Raw genomic sequence first — 16,216 nt, forward strand, 5'->3', positions numbered from 1 at the left:
CGCTGCGGACGCGGACGATCGATGTCCGCGTGTCGGGGCCCCGGCCGGCGTCGTGCACCGGTGGGACGGCTCGGGACCAGCCTAGCGAGCGGGCGTACGCTGCGATCCGTGACCGACACGACTGTGGAGACGACCCCTGCGACCCGGACTGCTGTGGAGTTCTGGTTCGACCCGACCTGCCCCTGGGCATGGATGACGAGCCGCTGGGTGGGGGAGGTCGAGCGGCACCGCGACCTCGACGTCACCTGGAACGTGATGAGCCTGTTCGTCCTCAACGAGCACAACGAGGACATGCCCGCCGAGTACCGCGAGGCCCTCGAGCGGAACCAGGTGTACGCGCGCCTGGTGACCGCCGCGAAGACCCGGCACGGCCAGGACGTCGTCAAGCCGCTCTACGACGCGCTGGGCGAGCAGATCCACCACCGCCAGCAGAAGGACCCCGCGCAGGTCGTGCCGGCCGTGCTCGAGCAGCTCGACCTCGAGGCCGACCTCGCCGACGCGGCCTGGACGGACGAGACCGACACCGCGATGCGGGAGAGCCACCGGGACGGCATCGAGCGCGTCGGCCAGGACGTCGGCACGCCCGTCATCGCCGTCGACGGCGTCGCGTTCTTCGGGCCGGTCATCTCCCCGGCGCCGAAGGGGCAGGAGGCGCTCGACCTCTGGGACGGTGTCGTCGCCGCAGCCCGCTACCCGGGCTTCTTCGAGCTCAAGCGCTCCCGCACGACCGGCCCGGTCTTCGACACCGTCGAGGACTGACCGCCCGGCCCGACGACCCGACGGGAGGCGCGGTGCGGGTCCGCACCGCGCCTCCTGTCCGTCGTCCCCCCTGCGGGCATCGCCCGCTCAGGCCAGCGGCAACCGCATCAGGGTCAGGTCGAGCCAGCGGCCGGCCTTCCGGCCGACCTCGGGCACGACGGCCACGGTCTCGAACCCGAGCCGCTCGTGCAGGGCGATCGACCCGGCGTTCGTGCTGCAGATGCCGGCGATCATGACGTGCCGACCCTCCGCGGTCGCACGGGCCACCAGGGCGTGCATGAGCGTCGACGCGACCCCCCGGCCGCGGAACCCCTCGACGACGTAGACGCTGTGCTCGACGGTGTGCCGGTAGCCCTGGTGCGGCCGCCACTGCGAGTACGAGGCGTACCCGGCGACGACGCCGTCGACCTCGGCGACCACGACCGGCCACCCGTCGCCCTGCCGTTCCGCGAGCCAGGTGTCGAACCACGCCCGGGGATGCGGTTCCTCCTGCCAGATCGCGGTGGAGTGCAGGACGGCGTCGACGTGGAGGGCGTGCACGACGTCGAGGTCGGCGGGGGTGCAGTCGCGGATGACCACCGCGTTCGTCGCATATGCTGTCGCCATGTCTCACATCGTAGACGAGCAGGAGGGCGTCATCGCGCCACCGGACGTCATGGGCGCCGAGGAGCCCGATGACGCCGAGGACCCCGACGACGCCGACCAGCGCCGCCTCGGGGAACGGCTGCAGCGCCTCCGCACCGAACGTCGATGGAGCCTCACCGAGCTCGCGGAGGAGTCCGGCGTCTCCCGCGCGATGATCAACCGCGTCGAGCGGGGCGTCTCCAGTCCCACCGCGACCATCCTCGGTCGTCTGTCCGGAGCGTTCGGCCTGACGGTCTCGCAGCTCCTCGACGAGGCCCTCGAGCACGAGGTCCCGCGCTCCGATGACCCGGACGAGGCCCGCGGCGTCCAGCGCGCCGCGTCCGCGGACTCCTGGACCGACCCGGAGACCGGGTACCGCCGTCGACCGCTGTCCAGCGCCGACTTCCCGGCGGACGTGACCGAGGTGCGCCTGCCGGCCGGCCGCGAGGTCGCCTACCCCGCGAGCGCCTACGCCTTCCTCCGGCACTGCATCTGGGTCGTCGACGGGACCCTCGACCTGCAGGCCGGTGACACGACGACCCGACTCGGCGCCGGGGACCGCATCGAGCTCGGCGAACCCGCTGACGTCGTCTACCGGAACCCCGGCGACGAGCCGTGTCGGTACGTCGTGGTCGTCGTGCGGCACCGCTGACGGGAGGCCCCACCGCCGTCCGCCGGACGGGTCCCGTCCGGCGTGTGCCCGGGAATAGGATCGGTCCATGCGCATCCACCTCGGAACGGACCACGCCGGCCTCGAGTTCACCAAGACCCTCAGCGTCCACCTGACCGAAGCCGGCCACGAGGTCGTGGACCACGGACCGACCGAGTACGAGCCGCTCGACGACTACCCCTCGTTCTGCATCAACGCCGCGCACGCCGTCGTGCAGGACCAGCGCGCGGGCGTCCAGGCCCTCGGCGTCGTCTTCGGTGGTTCGGGCAACGGTGAGCAGATCGCCGCGAACAAGGTCGAGGGCATCCGCGCGGCCCTGGTGTGGAACGAGTCGACCGCGCTGCTCGCCCGCCAGCACAACGACGCGAACGTCATCTCGATCGGCGCGCGCCAGCACACCGAGGCAGAGGCGATCCGCTTCGTCGACCTCTTCATCGCCGAGCCGTTCTCGGGCGAGGAGCGCCACGCCCGCCGCATCGCGCAGCTCGCCGAGTACGAGACCACGGGGCACATCGCCGGCAAGCAGATCGACCAGTAGGGCCGAGTAGACAAGAGCAATGCCCGAGGGTCACTCCGTCCACCGCATCGCCCGCCAGTTCGAGCTGCACTTCGTCGGCCGGGTCTGCGAGGTGTCGAGCCCGCAGGGTCGGTTCGCCGCCGGAGCCGCGCAGCTCGACGGCCGGAAGATGATCGCCGCACGAGCCGTGGCGAAGCAGATGTTCCTGGAGTTCGAGGGCGACCTGTTCCTCCGCGTGCACCTCGGCCTGTACGGCGCGTGGGACTTCGCGGGTGAGATCTCGACCGACGCGACGATGCGGAGCGCGAAGGGGCGGATCGGCCAGACGAACCAGCGCGGCACGGTCACCGAGGACGGAGACGCGGGCGACGACGCCGACCACGTTCCCGACGACGACGGCGAGGACTCCCTCCGCTCCATCGGTGCCCCGCGGCGCTCCCGCTACCGGATGGCCGAGCAGGAGAAGGTCGAGGACCCGATCGAGGCCTTCCCGCCGGACCCGGTCGGGCAGGTGCGCGTGCGGATCCTCACCGAGACCGCCGTGGCGGACCTCCGCGGACCGACGGCCTGCGTGGTCGAGGACCCGGCCGGGGTGCAGCGTGCGCTCGACAAGCTCGGCCCGGACCCGATGAACGACGACGGGCCCGAGGCCGAGAAGGCGTTCGTGGACAACGTCCGGAAGCGCAACGTCGCGATCGGTCAGCTGCTCATGGACCAGTCCGTCGTGAGCGGCATCGGCAACGTGTACCGGGCGGAGCTGTTGTTCCGGCAGCGCATCGACCCGTACAAGCCCGGGAAGGAGATCACCGTCAGGCAGGCGAAGGCGCTGTGGCAGGACTGGTCGAAGCTCCTGCACGACGGGGTCCGCATCGGGCAGATGATGACGATGGACGGCCTGACCGACGCCGAGTACCGGAAGGCGATGCGCTCCCGGGCCGACCGACACTGGGTGTACCACCGCGCGGGGGGAGCCGTGCCGGGTGTGCGGCACCGAGATCCGCGTCGCCGACATGGCCGGCCGCAAGCTCTACTGGTGCCCGGAGGACCAGAAGTAGCCCCGCCGGTCAGAGGTCGCGGTGGGTCCAGCGGCCGGCGATCGCGGTGCCGAGGACCGGCATCGCCCGGAGCGTCGCCGACGACGCGGTGAGCGGATCGGTCGGCACGAGGACGAGGTCCGCGACGTCGCCGACCGTGACCGACACCCGTCCGTCCGTCGACCCCCGCCACGCGGCGAGCGCCGACATCCGCTGTTCCGGGTGCCACGGCTCGCGGCCGTCGCGGTCCCGTCCGACGGCGGCGGCCATCGACACCCACGGGTCGAGCGGCGCGACCGGGGCGTCCGAGCCGAGCACCATCGCGGCGCCCGCACGTTCGAGCGCGGCGAACGGGAAGGCCCGGTCCGTGCGTCCCGCCCAGTGGTGGTCCGCGATGTCCCGGTCGTCCATGGCGTGCTCGGGCTGCACGGACGCGACGACGCCGAGCCGGGCGAACCGCTCGACGTCGGGCACGGCGAGGAGCTGCGCGTGCTCGATCGAGCCGCGGCTCCCGACGGTCTCGAGCGCGTCGAGCGCGAGCGTGACCGCGCGGTCGCCGATCGCGTGCACGGCGGGGACGAGCCCGGCGTCCACCGCCCGACGCAGCAGCGGGACGAGGTCCTCCGGCGCCCAGGTGAGGACGCCCTCGCCGTCGGCGGTCGCGGCGGTCCGGGTGCCGAGCGACCCGTCGGTGATCACCTTGAACGGCCCGACGGTGAGCAGGCCCCGCGTCCCGTCGACGACGTCGCCCGTCCGCAGTCCGCGGCGGACCGCCTCGTCGAGCCGTGCCGGGTACACCCCGGAGGCGATGCGCAGGCCGTCCGTCCCGGCGTGGATCCGTCGCACCCACCGGTCGATGTCGGCGTCCATCTCGAGGTCGACGACCCCGGTGACACCCCGGGCCGCGGCCGCCTCGACGGCGTCCGCGACGGAGGCGTCGAGCTGGTCGTCCGGCACCCGGGACAGCGCGCCGGTCACGTCGAACGCGTCCTGCTCGCGGAGCACACCGTCGGTACCGGCCGGGAGCGCCCGGCCGAGCACGGCACCGAAGTGCGCCAGGGCGACCTCGTTGCACCAGACGGCGTGCAGGTCGGCGCTCACGACGACGACCGGGAGGCCCGGTGCGGCCTGGTCGAGCAGCTCCCGTCGAGCGGGGCGGGGCCAGAGTCCGTCCCGGTAGCCGTGCCCGACGAGCACCCGGTCCGGGCGGCCGGTCCGGGCTGCGGCGGCGAGGCGGTCCGCGGTCTCCTCGGCGGAGCCGCAGTCCGTCACGTCGATCCGTCGGCGCATGAGTGCCCACTGGTCGAGGTGCACGTGGTGGTCGCGGAGACCGGGCCCGAGCCAGGCGCCCTCGGCCTCGACGACCTCGGTGTCGGTGCCGGTGTGGGTGTCGGTGTCGAGCGGGTCGAGCGTGCCGGCCGGCGCGATCGCGGACACCCGCCCGTCGACGACCAGGACGTCGCTGGGGGGCGCCGAAGGCGCCCACCCGCCGGACGGTACGGAGCAGGGTCGCCGACATCACGCCTCCAGGCCGGTCGTCGTGGTCCCCTGGACGCGCGCCATCTCGTCGGCGAGCGCGGGGGGAGGCGTAGGGGCCGTCGGTCCGCAGGCCGGCGATGATCCGGTCGACCACCTCGGGTGCCTTGTTCTGGCTGAGCTTCGCGCGGGCGTCGAAGCGGGTGACGCGGATGCGGATGCCGACCGTGCCGCGGGCGATCCGGCGGGCGGCGTCCGCGTCGACGTCGAGCGACACCGGCGACGGCATCGCGGCCTCGAAGTGGTCCACGAGGTCACCGAGGACACGGAAGTTCTCCTCGTCCGACAGGATCTCCGGCGTCCCCCCACAGGTGCGCGGTGGTGTGGTTCCAGGTCGGGATGAACTGTTCCGGCGGGTACCAGGCGGGGGGAGACGTACCCGTGCGGGCCCTGCACGACGACCAGGACCTCGTGCTGCCCGAGTTCGTGCGCCACCTCGTCCGGCCGGCCGACGTGCGACACGAGGACGATGTCGTCGCTGCCGTCGGGCTGCTCCTCGAGCAGGAACGGGTAGTGCGACGCGACGAGCCCCTCCGCGGTGGAGGACACGATCGTCGCCCAGGGGTTGCCGCGGACGAGTCGTCGGACCTCGTCGACCTCGGTCATCAGGAAGGAGGGTGTGTGCCGCATGCGACGAGCGTGGCACATGCCAGGCTGGTCGGCATGGAGAAGCGCGCAGCCTACGAGTCCGTCCTGCCCTACGTCCGAGAGTGGGTCGCCTACAAGGTGTGGCAGCTGCGGCTCCCCGGCGTGCAGGTCGCGATCGGCTTCGAGGACGAGGAACTGTTCGCCGACGCCTGGGGGGTACGCCGACGTGGCAGCCGGACGGCGACTGACGACGACGGACCTGTTCCGGATCGCCTCGCACTCGAAGACCTTCACCGCCACCGCGCTGCTCCAGCTGGCCGACCAGGGCGCGCTGCGGCTCGACGACACGGTCGGCTCGTTCGTCCCCGCGCTGGTCGAGGCGGGTTCCCCGATCGCCGACGCCACCGTCCGCGAGCTCATGGAGATGGGTGCCGGGGTCGTCCGTGACGGCGCCGACGGTGACCACTGGGCGCTCGCGCACCCCTTCCCGGACGCGCAGCAGCTCGTCGACCTCGTCGTCGCGGGCGGCGCGAAGGTCCCGGTCGGCTCGGCGTTCAACTACTCGAACCTCGGCTACGGGCTGCTCGGGCTCGTCATCGAGGCCGTGACGGGCACGTCGTACGCCGAGCACGTCCGCACCGCGATCACCGAGCCGCTCGGGCTCCGCCACACCGGTGCGGAGTTCGACCCCGCTCGCGAGGACGAGTTCGTCGTCGGCTACACCGGCCTCCACACGGCGCGCACCCGGCAGCCGGTCCCGCACGTGACGACCGGGGCGCTCGCCGCGGCGACCGGCTTCCACGGCACGGCCTCGGACCTGGTCCGCTACTTCTCGGCGCACGTGCCGGGCCGCGGGACGCTGCTCTCCGACCACGCCAAGCGCCTCGCGCAGCGGAAGGCGTGGAGTGCGCTCGACTCCGACCCGGCCGCCCGCGGCTACGGCGCCGGGTTCATCGTGGACCGGATCAACGGCCGGGAGGTCCGGGGCCACTCCGGCGGGTTCCCCGGACAGATCACGCAGTCCGTGTTCGACCCCGCGTCCTCACTGGTCGTGTCCGTCCTGACGAGCAGCGCCACCGGTCCGGCGACGATGCTGGCGTACGGCATCGTGCACCTGCTCGACGCGGCCGCCGACGAGCACGCGGCCGGTCCGGTGATCCCCGCCGACGTCGACGCCGCACGGTACACGGGGCGCTTCGCGACCTTCGAGGGGATCACCGACATCGCGAGGGTGGGTGACCGCCTGCTCGCGATCGACCCGACGCAGCCGGTGCCGACCGAGTCGCCGGTCCGGCTCGAGGTCGTCGACGCCGACACGCTCCGCATGGCATCCGGCAACCGGTTCGGGTCCGTCGACGAGGACATCGTGTACACCCGGGACGACTCCGGCGCGGTCGTGTCCGTCCGCGGGGACAGCGGCATGACGCAGCGGCCGTGGTCGGTGCCGGACGAGACGCCGGAGGTCGCGGCCGCCCTCGTGTGACGCCCTGCTGGCCGGGCCCGGCGGTGCTGGCCGGGCACGGTCTGCTCGGCCGATCCCGATCCCGATCCCGACCACGGTGCCGCGCGGCCCGGCCCTGCGCACCGGCGGCGTCAGCGCACGTCGGCGGTGTCCCAGAGTCGGCGGACGCCCGCGCCGACCGGGCGGACGAGCGGTGGGACGAACACGAGCGCAGCCGCGGCGAATCCGACGATCTCGCCGACCTGCGGCACGGTGAAGAGGGGTAGGAGTGCTTCCTGCGGCGGGATCCAGACGCGGAACAGCACGTTCATCACGGCCTCGGACAGCAGCCAGACGCCGGCTCCGACCGTGACGAACCAGCCCGCGGTGCGGCGCGACCCGGACGACCGCACCACGAGCACGACGCCGAACACCAGGAGCAGGACGCGCGCGAGGAGCAGCAGCACGGTCGCGACGGGGTGCAGCGCGGTGGGCAGCAGTACCCCGAGCGGGAGGGCGACGGCTGCGAGCCCGAAGCCGAGCGTCGCACGGTCCCCGCGTCGGGCGGCGAGGACGGCCGCGACGGCTCCCGCCACCAGCCCGACGACGCCGAGCCCCGACGACGTCGGCCACGCGGCCATCCGGTCCAGCCACCCGATGACGACCGTGACGGCCGGGACGAGCGCGGCCACCACGGCGGCCAGCGCGGACAGTCGTTCGTACCGGGTCTGGTCCACGGTTCCCCCCCTCGTGACGCGATGCAGTACCGGCACCCTACACATCACCGGACGACGAACGCGAGGACCACCGTGTCGGGGTGGGGACAACCCCACCCCTGGTCCGGGAGACGGCAGGATGGGACCGGGCCCTCGTCTCCGCGAGGCTCGATGCATGACCGACACCGACCGGCTCGACCTGGCCCGCACCGTCCCCCCTGGACGAGGCGGTGGCCTCGCCCGACCACGCCGAGACCGTTCCGCTCCACGACGTGACGGCAGCACCCGACCACGCCGAGACCGTTCCGCTCCACGACGTGACGGCGACCGACCGGGACACCACACCCGGCCGGGACACCACCGCCGACCGGGACACGACGCCCGACCGCGACAGCGCCCCTGACCGACCGACACCGGAAGCCACCACCCCGATGCCCTCCCAGCCCGCCCCGAGCGACGGCACCCACCCGAGCTGGGACGCGACACCGCCCCTGTCCGCCCAGGGCAGCGCCACGCGGGGGGCCGTCGAGCCCGGTCCGTGGCGGGGGGCGGCGGCATGACGGCCGGTGCCTTCTACCGGGAGGCCTGGCGTCGGTCGCCGCGGGACTTCGGCTACATGGCACTCACGGCGGTGCTCCTCTGCACGCTGTACTTCGCGTTCCCCGCCGTCCTGGGCATCGGCGGGTTCGGCTCGCGGGACGTCCTCAACCCGTTCACGCTGCTGCTGTTCTTCGTCGCGCTGTTCGTCGCCCGGTGGCTGGGGCAGTTCGAGAAGCTCCGGATGAGCTGGGCGGACCCGCGACCGATCCGTCCGGTGGACTGGACGCCCCGCTGGCAGCAGAACTGGTGGACGCGCACCGGGTCTGCGGTCGCGAACCCGCACTACTGGCTGTACCTGCTGCACGCGGTGGTCGTCTACCCGATGGCCGCGGTGGTCACCGTCGGTGCCGGGCTCCTCCTGGCGGTCGGGTTCCTCTGGCCGGTCGTCGCGGTCCTCGCCTACGTCGTCGCCGGGACGTACCTGGTCGACCCGAACGGGATCGGGTCGATCGCCGGGCTCGGCACCCTCGCGCTGCTCTCGATGGCCGCGAGCGTCCTGCTGTTCCCGCTGTGGCTGCGCGGCTCCGTGCTCGCCCACTACTGGATCGACCACGGCCTGCTCGGCGGGTTCCGGGCCGAGGTCCTCGAGCAGCGCGTGGCGGGCCTCCAGGCGTCCCGCGCCGGTGCCGTCACCGCGGAGGGGCAGGCGCTCCGCCAGATCGAGCGCGACCTGCACGACGGCCCGCAGCAGCGACTCGTCCGACTCCGCATGGACCTGGCCTCGGCCGAGCGGTCGTTCGAGAAGGACCCGGAGCGCGCCAAGCAGCTCATCGCCGAGGCCTCGGGACACGCCCAGGACGCGCTCGACGAACTCCGGGCGCTGTCCCGCGGGTTCGCGCCGCCGATCCTGCTCGACCGCGGTCTCGTCGCGGCCCTCGAAGCACTGTGCGCGCGGTCGCCGATCCCCGTCGGGCTCGACGTCCGTCTGCCGGACGGGCTCGAGCTCGCGTCCGAGATCCAGCGGAACGTGTACTTCACCGTGAGCGAGCTCCTGACGAACACGGCGAAGCACGCCGGCGCCTCCGCCGCGGGGGGTCTACCTCGGGCTGCTCGTCGACGCGTCCGGTACCTGGTTCCTCACCGTCAGCGTCACCGACGACGGCCGCGGCGGTGCCAGCCCGCGCGAGGGGCACGGCATCCAGGGGCTGATGGGCCGGATGCGCGCCCTCGACGGGGAGTTGACGGTCTCCAGCCCCGCCGGCGGCCCGACCGAGGCGACCGCGCGGATCCCGCTCGGCGCGCTGAACGGCGTCCCCACGCACCGCGCGTGACCGGCGTCCGGTCGCCACTAGGCTGACCGCATGACCGACGGCCAGGATGCAGCGCGCATCCGGGCCGTCGTCGTCGACGACGCCGTCCTGCTGCGCGAGGGGCTGGCCCGCGTGCTCGACGAAGCCGGCATCGACGTCGTCGGGCAGTTCGGCGACCCGGCCTCGTTCCTGGCGGCGCTCCCCCGCACTCGCGCCCGACGTCGTGGTCATGGACGTCCGGATGCCGCCGACGTTCACCGACGAGGGCGTCCGCGCCGCCGTCCAGGCCCGTCGGATCGCACCCCGGACCGGGATCCTGCTGCTCTCGCAGTACGTCGAGGCCACCTACGCCGAGGACGTCCTCGCCGCGGGCAGCTCGGGCGTGGGGTACCTGCTGAAGGACCGTGTGACCCGCCTCGACGAGATCGACGACGCCGTGCGCCGCGTGGCCTCCGGCGGCACCGTGCTCGACCCCGAGGTCGTCACGCAGCTCATGAGCCGCCGGCGCGACCCGCTCGCCGCCCTGACCCCGCGCGAGCGTGAGGTCCTCGGGCTGATGGCCGAGGGCCGCACGAACGCCGCCATCGCCCGCGCCCTGGTGATCGGGACCGGCGCGGTCGAGAAGCACGTCTCGAGCATCTTCGCCAAGCTCGCACTCGAGGACACCGGCGAGGACCACCGCCGTGTCCTGGCCGTCCTGGCGTACCTCGGATGACCCGCGTCCCGGCACCACTGCTGGCGCTCGCCGCGATGGTGTCGGTCCAGATCGGGGCCGCGGTCGCGAAGACCCGCTTCGAGGAGGTCGGCTCGCTCGGCGCGGTCATGCTCCGCCTGGTCATCGGTGCGCTCGTCCTGGCGCTGCTCGTCCGTCCGCGGGTGCGGCACTGGACCCGCGTGCAGTGGCGAGGAGCCGTCGTGCTCGGCCTCGCCCTCGGCGGCATGAACGTCTTCATCTACCTCGCGTTCGCGACGATCCCGATCGGCGTCGCCGTGACGATCGAGTTCCTCGGTCCGCTGGCACTGTCCCTCGTGCACACCCGCCGGTGGCGTGATGCCGTCTGGGCAGCCCTGGCGCTCGCCGGCGTGGTGCTCCTCGGCGTCGGGCCGTCCGCGGTGGGTGACCTCGGGGGGAGTCGCCGCGGCGGTGCTCGCAGCAGGGTGCTGGGCGGCGTACATCGTCATGAACCGACGCGTCGGTGCGGCGATCCCGGGCACCGACGGCCTGAGCGTCTCGATGCTCGTCGCGATGGTCGTCGCACTGCCGTTCGGGCTCCGGCCCGCGGCCGAGGGCGTCGTCGCGGACCCGGTGCTCCTGCTGGTCTTCGGCGCCGTGGCGGTCCTGTCGAGCGTGTTGCCCTACTCGCTCGAGATGACGGCCCTCCGGCGCATGCCGACCCGGGTGTTCGGCGTGCTGCAGAGTCTCGGGCCGGCACTCGCGGCGCTCGCCGGGCTCGTCGTCCTCCGCGAGGCACTGTCTCCCGTCGAGGTCGTCGCCCTCGCGTGTGTCACGGCGGCGAGCGCCGGGGTGACGCTCACGGCGCGCCGCAGCGCGGCGCCGCTCTGACCGACGGCGGACACGACCACCGTCGGGGGGTGTGCGGGACGTGGGGTGGGCCTCCCGGCCGGCCGGGAGGCCCGTGCCACGTCGGCGACGCGACCGTCATCGGTCGCGCACCACGATCCGTCTACTCGCCGCGGAGGAAGTCCGCGTACGTGGGTTCCGCCTGCACGTCCGACAAGAGCGACGGGTCGTTGACCCGTTGGTCGACGTAGGCCTCGATGACCTCGGGTGGGGTGAGCAGGTGGGCGACCCAGGACGGCACCTCGGTCTTCTTCATGGTGCCTCCTTCCGATCTCCGGTCCGGACGGATGTCTCGAATCTCGAGCATCTTCGCGAACCGGTGTGTCGGGAACGATCCTCGCGCTCGTCCGCGAAGTCAACGCAGTGCGTCATACGGACTCCGCTGAGCGCTGTCGCACCGGTCGGGGATCAGAACGCGCCCCGTTCGTCGGTGCGTGCCCGGTCCGTGGGTCGGCGGCTCGGAGGGTCCGGTGCTTGACGGCCGAACGCCAGATCCAGGCGTCGGCCTGCTGCCCGAACTGCGCCCATTCGACGAGCACCGCGTCGCGCGTCCAGCTGCGGGCGAACGCCTTGACCCGTACGTGGAACGTCGGGAACTGCACCCATGCCCAGACCGGCATCGGGGTGACCGCGTGGCAGACGTCACCACCGCGTGCCTCCTCGGACAGGGAGAAGGCGCGCGGGCGTTCGACCTCCGGGTGTTCCGGGGGGCTGCCACCGGTTCTCGCGACGCCGTCCCACTCCCGTATTCGAACGTGTGTTCGAACACTCCGTCAAGTCGCGGACGCGCTCCGGCGTGTCCCGGGGATCGGTGCGGTGGCCATGTAGCACGCCGAGGGCTCCTCGTCCACCCCCATGACGCGGGCCGGTTCCGCTCGTAGCCTGGCGTGACTGGCCCAGACCCTGCCAGCCGCGTCGCGCACTCCCGGATCTGACTCCGGTCCGACGTGGACACCGCCTCAGGAAGGCAACCATGCAGCACGTCACCGCCGCCCCCCCCGACTCCGCACCGGAACGTCGACCCGATCGCAGCACCTCCTGCAGCGTCCCGTTCGTCTCCACCTCCACTGTGTCGCTCCCGCACTCACCTCAGCGGCACTCAGTCAGGACCTCGGCGGGTCGTGGGTGCCAGGGGCCGACAAGTGGGGCCTCCCGACGATCGGTGAGTGGGCGTAGCCGTGGGCGAGAACGCGATCAGTGCCCGGTTCACCGGGGCGCAGTGGTTGTTGTCGGTCGGCCGGACCCCGTTGCTCCGCGTCGACACGCGTGCAGAAGCCGAAGCCTCCGGGCGCCAGCTCGCCACCGTCCTCGGCCTGCGCTTCGAGACGCCCTGCGTCATCGGCTGACGGCCTGCGGAGGAACGGCTCACGCGTCCAGGTCGGCTGCCGAGGCGATCCGTACCCGACCGGGCAGCCCGTGGAACCGTGTGGTCATCGAGCGCTGAGCGACCGCGAGCCGCGGCGCACGTCGAGTCTCCAGGTCACGAAGGGCCTCCCGGCGACACCAGCCCGGGTGCGGGTCGTCGGTCGCCAGCCTCGGTCCGCGTAGAAGCGCTTGGCCCGATCGTTCCCGTCCCACACCTCGAGCTCAGCGGTACCCGACGGGACGACCTCGATGAACCGGGTGTGCAACGCAGTGCCGATGCCCGACCCGAACCGATCGGGGTCGACGTAGAGGCTCGACAGCTCAGCAGGTGAACCGCGGTCCGCCAAGTGCGCCGCGATGAAGCCGGCCACGTGCCCGTCCTGCTCGGCGACGAGGCACCAGGTGCCGGGACGGGTCAGGGTGGCGAGCCACATCGGGTACCGGTCCTGAGCCGCGTCGCGGCGGTCGAGCGCGTCCCCGTAGTACGCCTCCCGAGACCGCTGGTGCACCCGCGTGACCTGCGCGGCATCAGCAGGAGTCGCGTCGCGAACCTCGAACGTCATCGGACCAGTCAACGCCTCACCACAGCAGTCTCGCCACCCCGACCGTGACGACGAGCGCGGAGCCGGAGGTCGACGCCGTGCAGGCGGCGGACGTCGCGCCGGCAGAGCACCTACCCTGGACTGGTGCTCTCCCGACGTGACGCCGCCATCCGGCTCGACATCCCCCCTCGAGATGGCGACCCACCACGGGATCCCGTCCCGCCTCAGCGAGGCCGAACTCACCGCGATCGAGCAGGACCCGCCCGCGTGGCTCGTGCAGTCGCGGGCGAACCGCACGGGCAAGAAGGTGTGGGTGCACCTGGAGTGCGTCGTGTGCGGGTACGCGGAAGAGGCCCGGCCGAAGAAGTGGTGGCCGGACTGGGACCACCTGATGTGCGACTACCACGCGCCGTACCAGGCGCCGGAAGCCCCGGCGGGCTTCACACGGCGCGAGGTCGAGGGCGTCGGCAGCCGCTTCGTCGCCCTCGTCGACGAGCGGTCGTAGTCCGCGTCGTCAGTCGGCGTCGTCAGTCGGCGACGCGGGCCGTGGACTCGCGCACGCTCAGCGTCAACTCCGGCCCCGGCCGTGACGGCAGGGGAGCGTCGGCCTCGATCTGCTCGCGGAGCAGGACCGCCGCCCGCTGGCCGAGTTCGACGGTGTCGCGCGTCAGCGAGGTGATCGCGGGGCGGACGAGCCGGATCATCGCGGAGTCGTCGAACGACACGATGGAGACGTCCTGCGGCACGCGGACGCCCATCTCGCTCGCGACGCCGAGTCCCGCGACGGCGAGCACGTCGTTGTCGAACACGATCGCGGTGGGTCGTCGGGCGCCGGACAGCAGGCGTCGGGTGGCTGCGGACCCGGCCTCGGCGGAGTAGTCGGTGGGGATGGACTCCGTGCGGTCGTCCTCGGTGGCGTCCGGCAACGTACCCGCGAACGCCCGGACGCGTTCGATGCGCAGTGCGGTGTGCTCGAACTCCGGCGGCCCGGACACGTGGGCGATGCGGCGGTGCCCGAGTGCGCGGAGGTACCGGAGGACGGTGTCGGTCGCGTCCGAGTCGTCGATCCAGACGCTCGGGGCCGACCCGGCGGGGGTGGGGTGCGAGCCGACGACGACGGACGGCATCCCGAGCTGGGCGAGCAGACGGAGGCGGTCGTCGTCCCGGCGCGGGTCGATCACGATGACGCCGTCGACCCGGTGCCCGCGCCACCAGTCGCGGTAGGTCTCGAGTTCCTCGTCGGCATCACGGGCGACGAGCAGGGTCATGCCGATGTGGGTGCCGGTCAGGCCGAGCTGGATCCCCGAGATGAGGTCGCCGAAGAACGACTCGGTGCCGAGCGTGCGCGCCGGGCGGTTCAGCACGAAGCCGATCGACCCGGCCTTCGCGCCCCCCGAGGGCCCGGGCCGCGGTGTGCGGCTGCCAGTCGAGTTCGCGCGCCGCCTGTCGCACTCGTTCTCGTGTCGCCTCGGACACGCCGGGGCGCCCGTTGAGGGCGAAGGAGACGGCGCTGATCGACACGCCCGCCCGCGCTGCGATGTCGGCGATCGTCGTCCGCCGTCCTGTGGCCACGGGCTTGACTATAGCGCTTTAGTCAGGCATCGTCACCGTCACGCAGCGGTTCGGCGCAGAAGGCTGAACCGGTTCAGTAGCTCGACGAAGGAGTCAGCAACGATGAGAACCACCCCACGCACGACGTCGGGCCGAGTGGCCGCGATCCTCGCTGGCGCTGCCGCCGCAGCGCTCGTCCTCACCGGTTGCTCGAGCGGCAGCGGGGCGGCCACCGGTGGCGGTGGCGACGGAGAGGTCAGCGGGTCGATCACCCTGCAGACCTGGGCACTCACGCCGACGTACACGGACTACCTCAACGGCGTCGTGAAGGCGTTCGAGAAGAAGTACCCCGACGCGGAGGTCAAGCTCGTCGACCAGCCCGGCGACGGCTACGCCGAGAAGGTGCTCAGCCAGGCGTCGTCGAACTCCCTGCCCGACGTCGTCAACCTGCCGCCGGACATCGCCCTGCCCCTCGCGAAGCGCGGGTTCCTGCAGGACGTCGCGAAGGACGACTCCACGCTCGGGAAGACCTACGTCGAGGGCGCACTCGCGGCCTACCGGTACAAGGGCGTCGACGGAACGTTCGGGTACCCCTGGTACCTCAACACCGACATCGACTACTGGAACAAGACGATGTTCGAGCAGTGCGGCCTCGACCCGGAGAACCCGCCGGCGACCACGGACGAGCTCTTCGACCAGGCCGCGACCATGCACGAGCAGTGCCCGGACGACTACCTCATGAGCCGCAAGCCCGGCCTGTCCGACTTCTCGCTGGCCGGCGTGAAGATCCTCAACGCGGACGGCACGAAGTTCACGTTCGCGGACTCCTCGAAGGCCGCCGACCTGATCAGCAAGTACGCGAAGGCCTACCAGGACGGGCTCATGCCGTCGTCGGTCCTCAACACCGACTACCTCGGCAACTCGACCCTGTTCACGCAGGGCAAGGTCGCCTGGACCACCGGCGGTGCGACCGCGATCAGCGACTTCGAGAAGAACAACCCGTCGCTCAAGGGCAAGATCATCGTCTCGCCGGCGCTGGACAACCCGCCGCTGTACGTGCAGGGCCTCAGCGTCTCGGCCAAGAGCAAGCACCTCGCCACCGCCGAAGCGCTCGCCGCGTTCATGACGAACGCCGAGAACCAGGAGGAGTTCGCCCACCTGGTGAACATCTTCCCGTCGACGAAGTCCTCGCAGTCCGACCCGTTCTTCTCGGAGGACGACGGCACCGTGCACGCGAAGGCCCGCGTCCTCGCGAACGACGCCCTGAAGACCGCGAAGAACCTCAACCCGGTTGAGGCGAACTCGGCGATGACGGACTTCCTCGACCAGCAGATCGCGCTGGCGATGAAGGGCGGGACGACGCCCGAGAAGGCGCTGCAGACCGCCCAGACCAAGATGAACACCCTGCTCGCCAACGGCTGATCCGGCCCGGTACCCGAAG

General features: G+C 72.3%; 19 protein-coding genes and 2 pseudogenes. 12 read left to right on the forward strand and 9 right to left on the reverse strand.

What is annotated here, in order from left to right; translation table 11 throughout:
- The first annotated feature begins 108 nt into the window (after positions 1–108).
- Positions 109–759, forward strand: coding sequence for a mycothiol-dependent nitroreductase Rv2466c family protein (locus tag DEJ15_RS07215; RefSeq protein WP_309146401.1), 651 nt, complete (start codon positions 109–111; stop codon positions 757–759).
- Between the two features lie 87 nt (positions 760–846).
- On the opposite strand, the gene DEJ15_RS07220 is transcribed toward DEJ15_RS07215, so the two are convergent.
- Complete coding sequence (locus tag DEJ15_RS07220) at positions 847–1,365, reverse strand: GNAT family N-acetyltransferase (protein ID WP_110823775.1); 519 nt, start codon at positions 1,363–1,365, stop codon at positions 847–849.
- Here DEJ15_RS07220 and DEJ15_RS07225 point away from each other — a divergent pair.
- The 3 genes and pseudogenes from DEJ15_RS07225 (at position 1,364) to DEJ15_RS07235 (ending at position 3,625) form a co-directional block, all read left to right on the forward strand.
- Positions 1,364–2,035, forward strand: coding sequence for a helix-turn-helix domain-containing protein (locus DEJ15_RS07225; RefSeq protein ID WP_258365731.1), 672 nt, complete (start codon positions 1,364–1,366; stop codon positions 2,033–2,035). The two genes, DEJ15_RS07220 and DEJ15_RS07225, sit on opposite strands and share 2 nt — an antisense overlap.
- A gap of 67 nt (positions 2,036–2,102) precedes the next feature.
- Positions 2,103–2,591 (forward strand): ribose-5-phosphate isomerase, encoded by a 489-nt coding sequence (locus tag DEJ15_RS07230; RefSeq protein ID WP_110823777.1) that lies wholly within the window; start codon positions 2,103–2,105, stop codon positions 2,589–2,591.
- A 19-nt stretch (positions 2,592–2,610) separates the two neighbouring features.
- A pseudogene (locus tag DEJ15_RS07235) lies at positions 2,611–3,625 on the forward strand (Fpg/Nei family DNA glycosylase).
- A gap of 9 nt (positions 3,626–3,634) precedes the next feature.
- Here the strand turns inward: DEJ15_RS07235 and DEJ15_RS07240 are convergent.
- Both DEJ15_RS07240 and DEJ15_RS07245 read right to left on the reverse strand, forming a co-directional pair.
- Positions 3,635–5,041: an amidohydrolase gene (locus DEJ15_RS07240; protein WP_284176011.1), complete on the reverse strand. Its 1,407-nt coding sequence runs from the start codon at positions 5,039–5,041 to the stop codon at positions 3,635–3,637.
- Between the two features lie 81 nt (positions 5,042–5,122).
- Positions 5,123–5,770, reverse strand: coding sequence for an FMN-binding negative transcriptional regulator (locus DEJ15_RS07245; protein WP_349814846.1), 648 nt, complete (start codon positions 5,768–5,770; stop codon positions 5,123–5,125).
- A 184-nt stretch (positions 5,771–5,954) separates the two neighbouring features.
- Between DEJ15_RS07245 and DEJ15_RS07250 the strand changes: the two genes are divergently transcribed.
- A complete protein-coding gene (locus tag DEJ15_RS07250) occupies positions 5,955–7,211 on the forward strand; it encodes a serine hydrolase domain-containing protein (RefSeq protein ID WP_284176013.1) in 1,257 nt (418 codons plus the stop codon).
- A gap of 110 nt (positions 7,212–7,321) precedes the next feature.
- Here the strand turns inward: DEJ15_RS07250 and DEJ15_RS07255 are convergent, their stop codons facing one another.
- Positions 7,322–7,906: a hypothetical protein gene (locus tag DEJ15_RS07255; RefSeq protein WP_110823782.1), complete on the reverse strand. Its 585-nt coding sequence runs from the start codon at positions 7,904–7,906 to the stop codon at positions 7,322–7,324.
- A gap of 209 nt (positions 7,907–8,115) precedes the next feature.
- Between DEJ15_RS07255 and DEJ15_RS07260 the strand changes: the two genes are divergently transcribed.
- From DEJ15_RS07260 to DEJ15_RS07275, 4 genes and pseudogenes are all read left to right on the forward strand, one after another.
- Complete coding sequence (locus DEJ15_RS07260; protein WP_284176015.1) at positions 8,116–8,445, forward strand: hypothetical protein; 330 nt, start codon at positions 8,116–8,118, stop codon at positions 8,443–8,445.
- Entirely contained in the window at positions 8,442–9,782 is a 1,341-nt protein-coding gene (locus DEJ15_RS07265) for a sensor histidine kinase (protein ID WP_284176016.1), read from the forward strand. The genes DEJ15_RS07260 and DEJ15_RS07265 overlap by 4 nt, the downstream gene beginning before the upstream one ends.
- Positions 9,783–9,786: 4 nt before the next feature.
- Positions 9,787–10,450, forward strand: a pseudogene (locus DEJ15_RS07270) (response regulator transcription factor).
- 336 nt (positions 10,451–10,786) lie between these two features.
- Entirely contained in the window at positions 10,787–11,299 is a 513-nt protein-coding gene (locus DEJ15_RS07275) for an EamA family transporter (RefSeq protein WP_284176018.1), read from the forward strand.
- Positions 11,300–11,420: 121 nt separating this feature from the next.
- On the opposite strand, the gene DEJ15_RS07280 is transcribed toward DEJ15_RS07275, so the two are convergent.
- A complete protein-coding gene (locus DEJ15_RS07280; RefSeq protein ID WP_181419398.1) occupies positions 11,421–11,573 on the reverse strand; it encodes a hypothetical protein in 153 nt (50 codons plus the stop codon).
- A 112-nt stretch (positions 11,574–11,685) separates the two neighbouring features.
- Complete coding sequence (locus tag DEJ15_RS07285) at positions 11,686–11,937, reverse strand: hypothetical protein (RefSeq protein ID WP_284176020.1); 252 nt, start codon at positions 11,935–11,937, stop codon at positions 11,686–11,688.
- 546 nt (positions 11,938–12,483) lie between these two features.
- Between DEJ15_RS07285 and DEJ15_RS07290 the strand changes: the two genes are divergently transcribed.
- Positions 12,484–12,663 (forward strand): hypothetical protein, encoded by a 180-nt coding sequence (locus DEJ15_RS07290; RefSeq protein ID WP_146232771.1) that lies wholly within the window; start codon positions 12,484–12,486, stop codon positions 12,661–12,663.
- An 84-nt stretch (positions 12,664–12,747) separates the two neighbouring features.
- Here the strand turns inward: DEJ15_RS07290 and DEJ15_RS07295 are convergent, their stop codons facing one another.
- Positions 12,748–13,245 carry a GNAT family N-acetyltransferase gene (locus DEJ15_RS07295; protein WP_110823788.1) on the reverse strand — a complete coding sequence of 166 codons (498 nt, stop codon included), beginning with the start codon at positions 13,243–13,245 and terminating at the stop codon, positions 12,748–12,750.
- Positions 13,246–13,417: 172 nt separating this feature from the next.
- Between DEJ15_RS07295 and DEJ15_RS07300 the strand changes: the two genes are divergently transcribed.
- A complete protein-coding gene (locus DEJ15_RS07300) occupies positions 13,418–13,729 on the forward strand; it encodes a hypothetical protein (protein WP_349814847.1) in 312 nt (103 codons plus the stop codon).
- Between the two features lie 22 nt (positions 13,730–13,751).
- On the opposite strand, the gene DEJ15_RS07305 is transcribed toward DEJ15_RS07300, so the two are convergent.
- Both DEJ15_RS07305 and DEJ15_RS07310 read right to left on the reverse strand, forming a co-directional pair.
- Positions 13,752–14,588, reverse strand: a complete 837-nt coding sequence (locus DEJ15_RS07305; protein ID WP_284176023.1) for a LacI family DNA-binding transcriptional regulator — start codon at positions 14,586–14,588, stop codon at positions 13,752–13,754.
- A complete protein-coding gene (locus DEJ15_RS07310; protein ID WP_349814848.1) occupies positions 14,470–14,796 on the reverse strand; it encodes a LacI family DNA-binding transcriptional regulator in 327 nt (108 codons plus the stop codon). Before DEJ15_RS07310 ends, DEJ15_RS07305 begins: the two co-directional genes overlap by 119 nt.
- Positions 14,797–14,931: 135 nt before the next feature.
- Between DEJ15_RS07310 and DEJ15_RS07315 the strand changes: the two genes are divergently transcribed.
- Positions 14,932–16,197 carry an ABC transporter substrate-binding protein gene (locus DEJ15_RS07315; RefSeq protein WP_284176025.1) on the forward strand — a complete coding sequence of 422 codons (1,266 nt, stop codon included), beginning with the start codon at positions 14,932–14,934 and terminating at the stop codon, positions 16,195–16,197.
- Positions 16,198–16,216: the final 19 nt, after the last annotated feature.

The organism is Curtobacterium sp. MCJR17_043 (genome assembly GCF_003224315.2).
In the GTDB taxonomy this organism is placed as follows: Bacteria; Actinomycetota; Actinomycetes; order Actinomycetales; family Microbacteriaceae; genus Curtobacterium.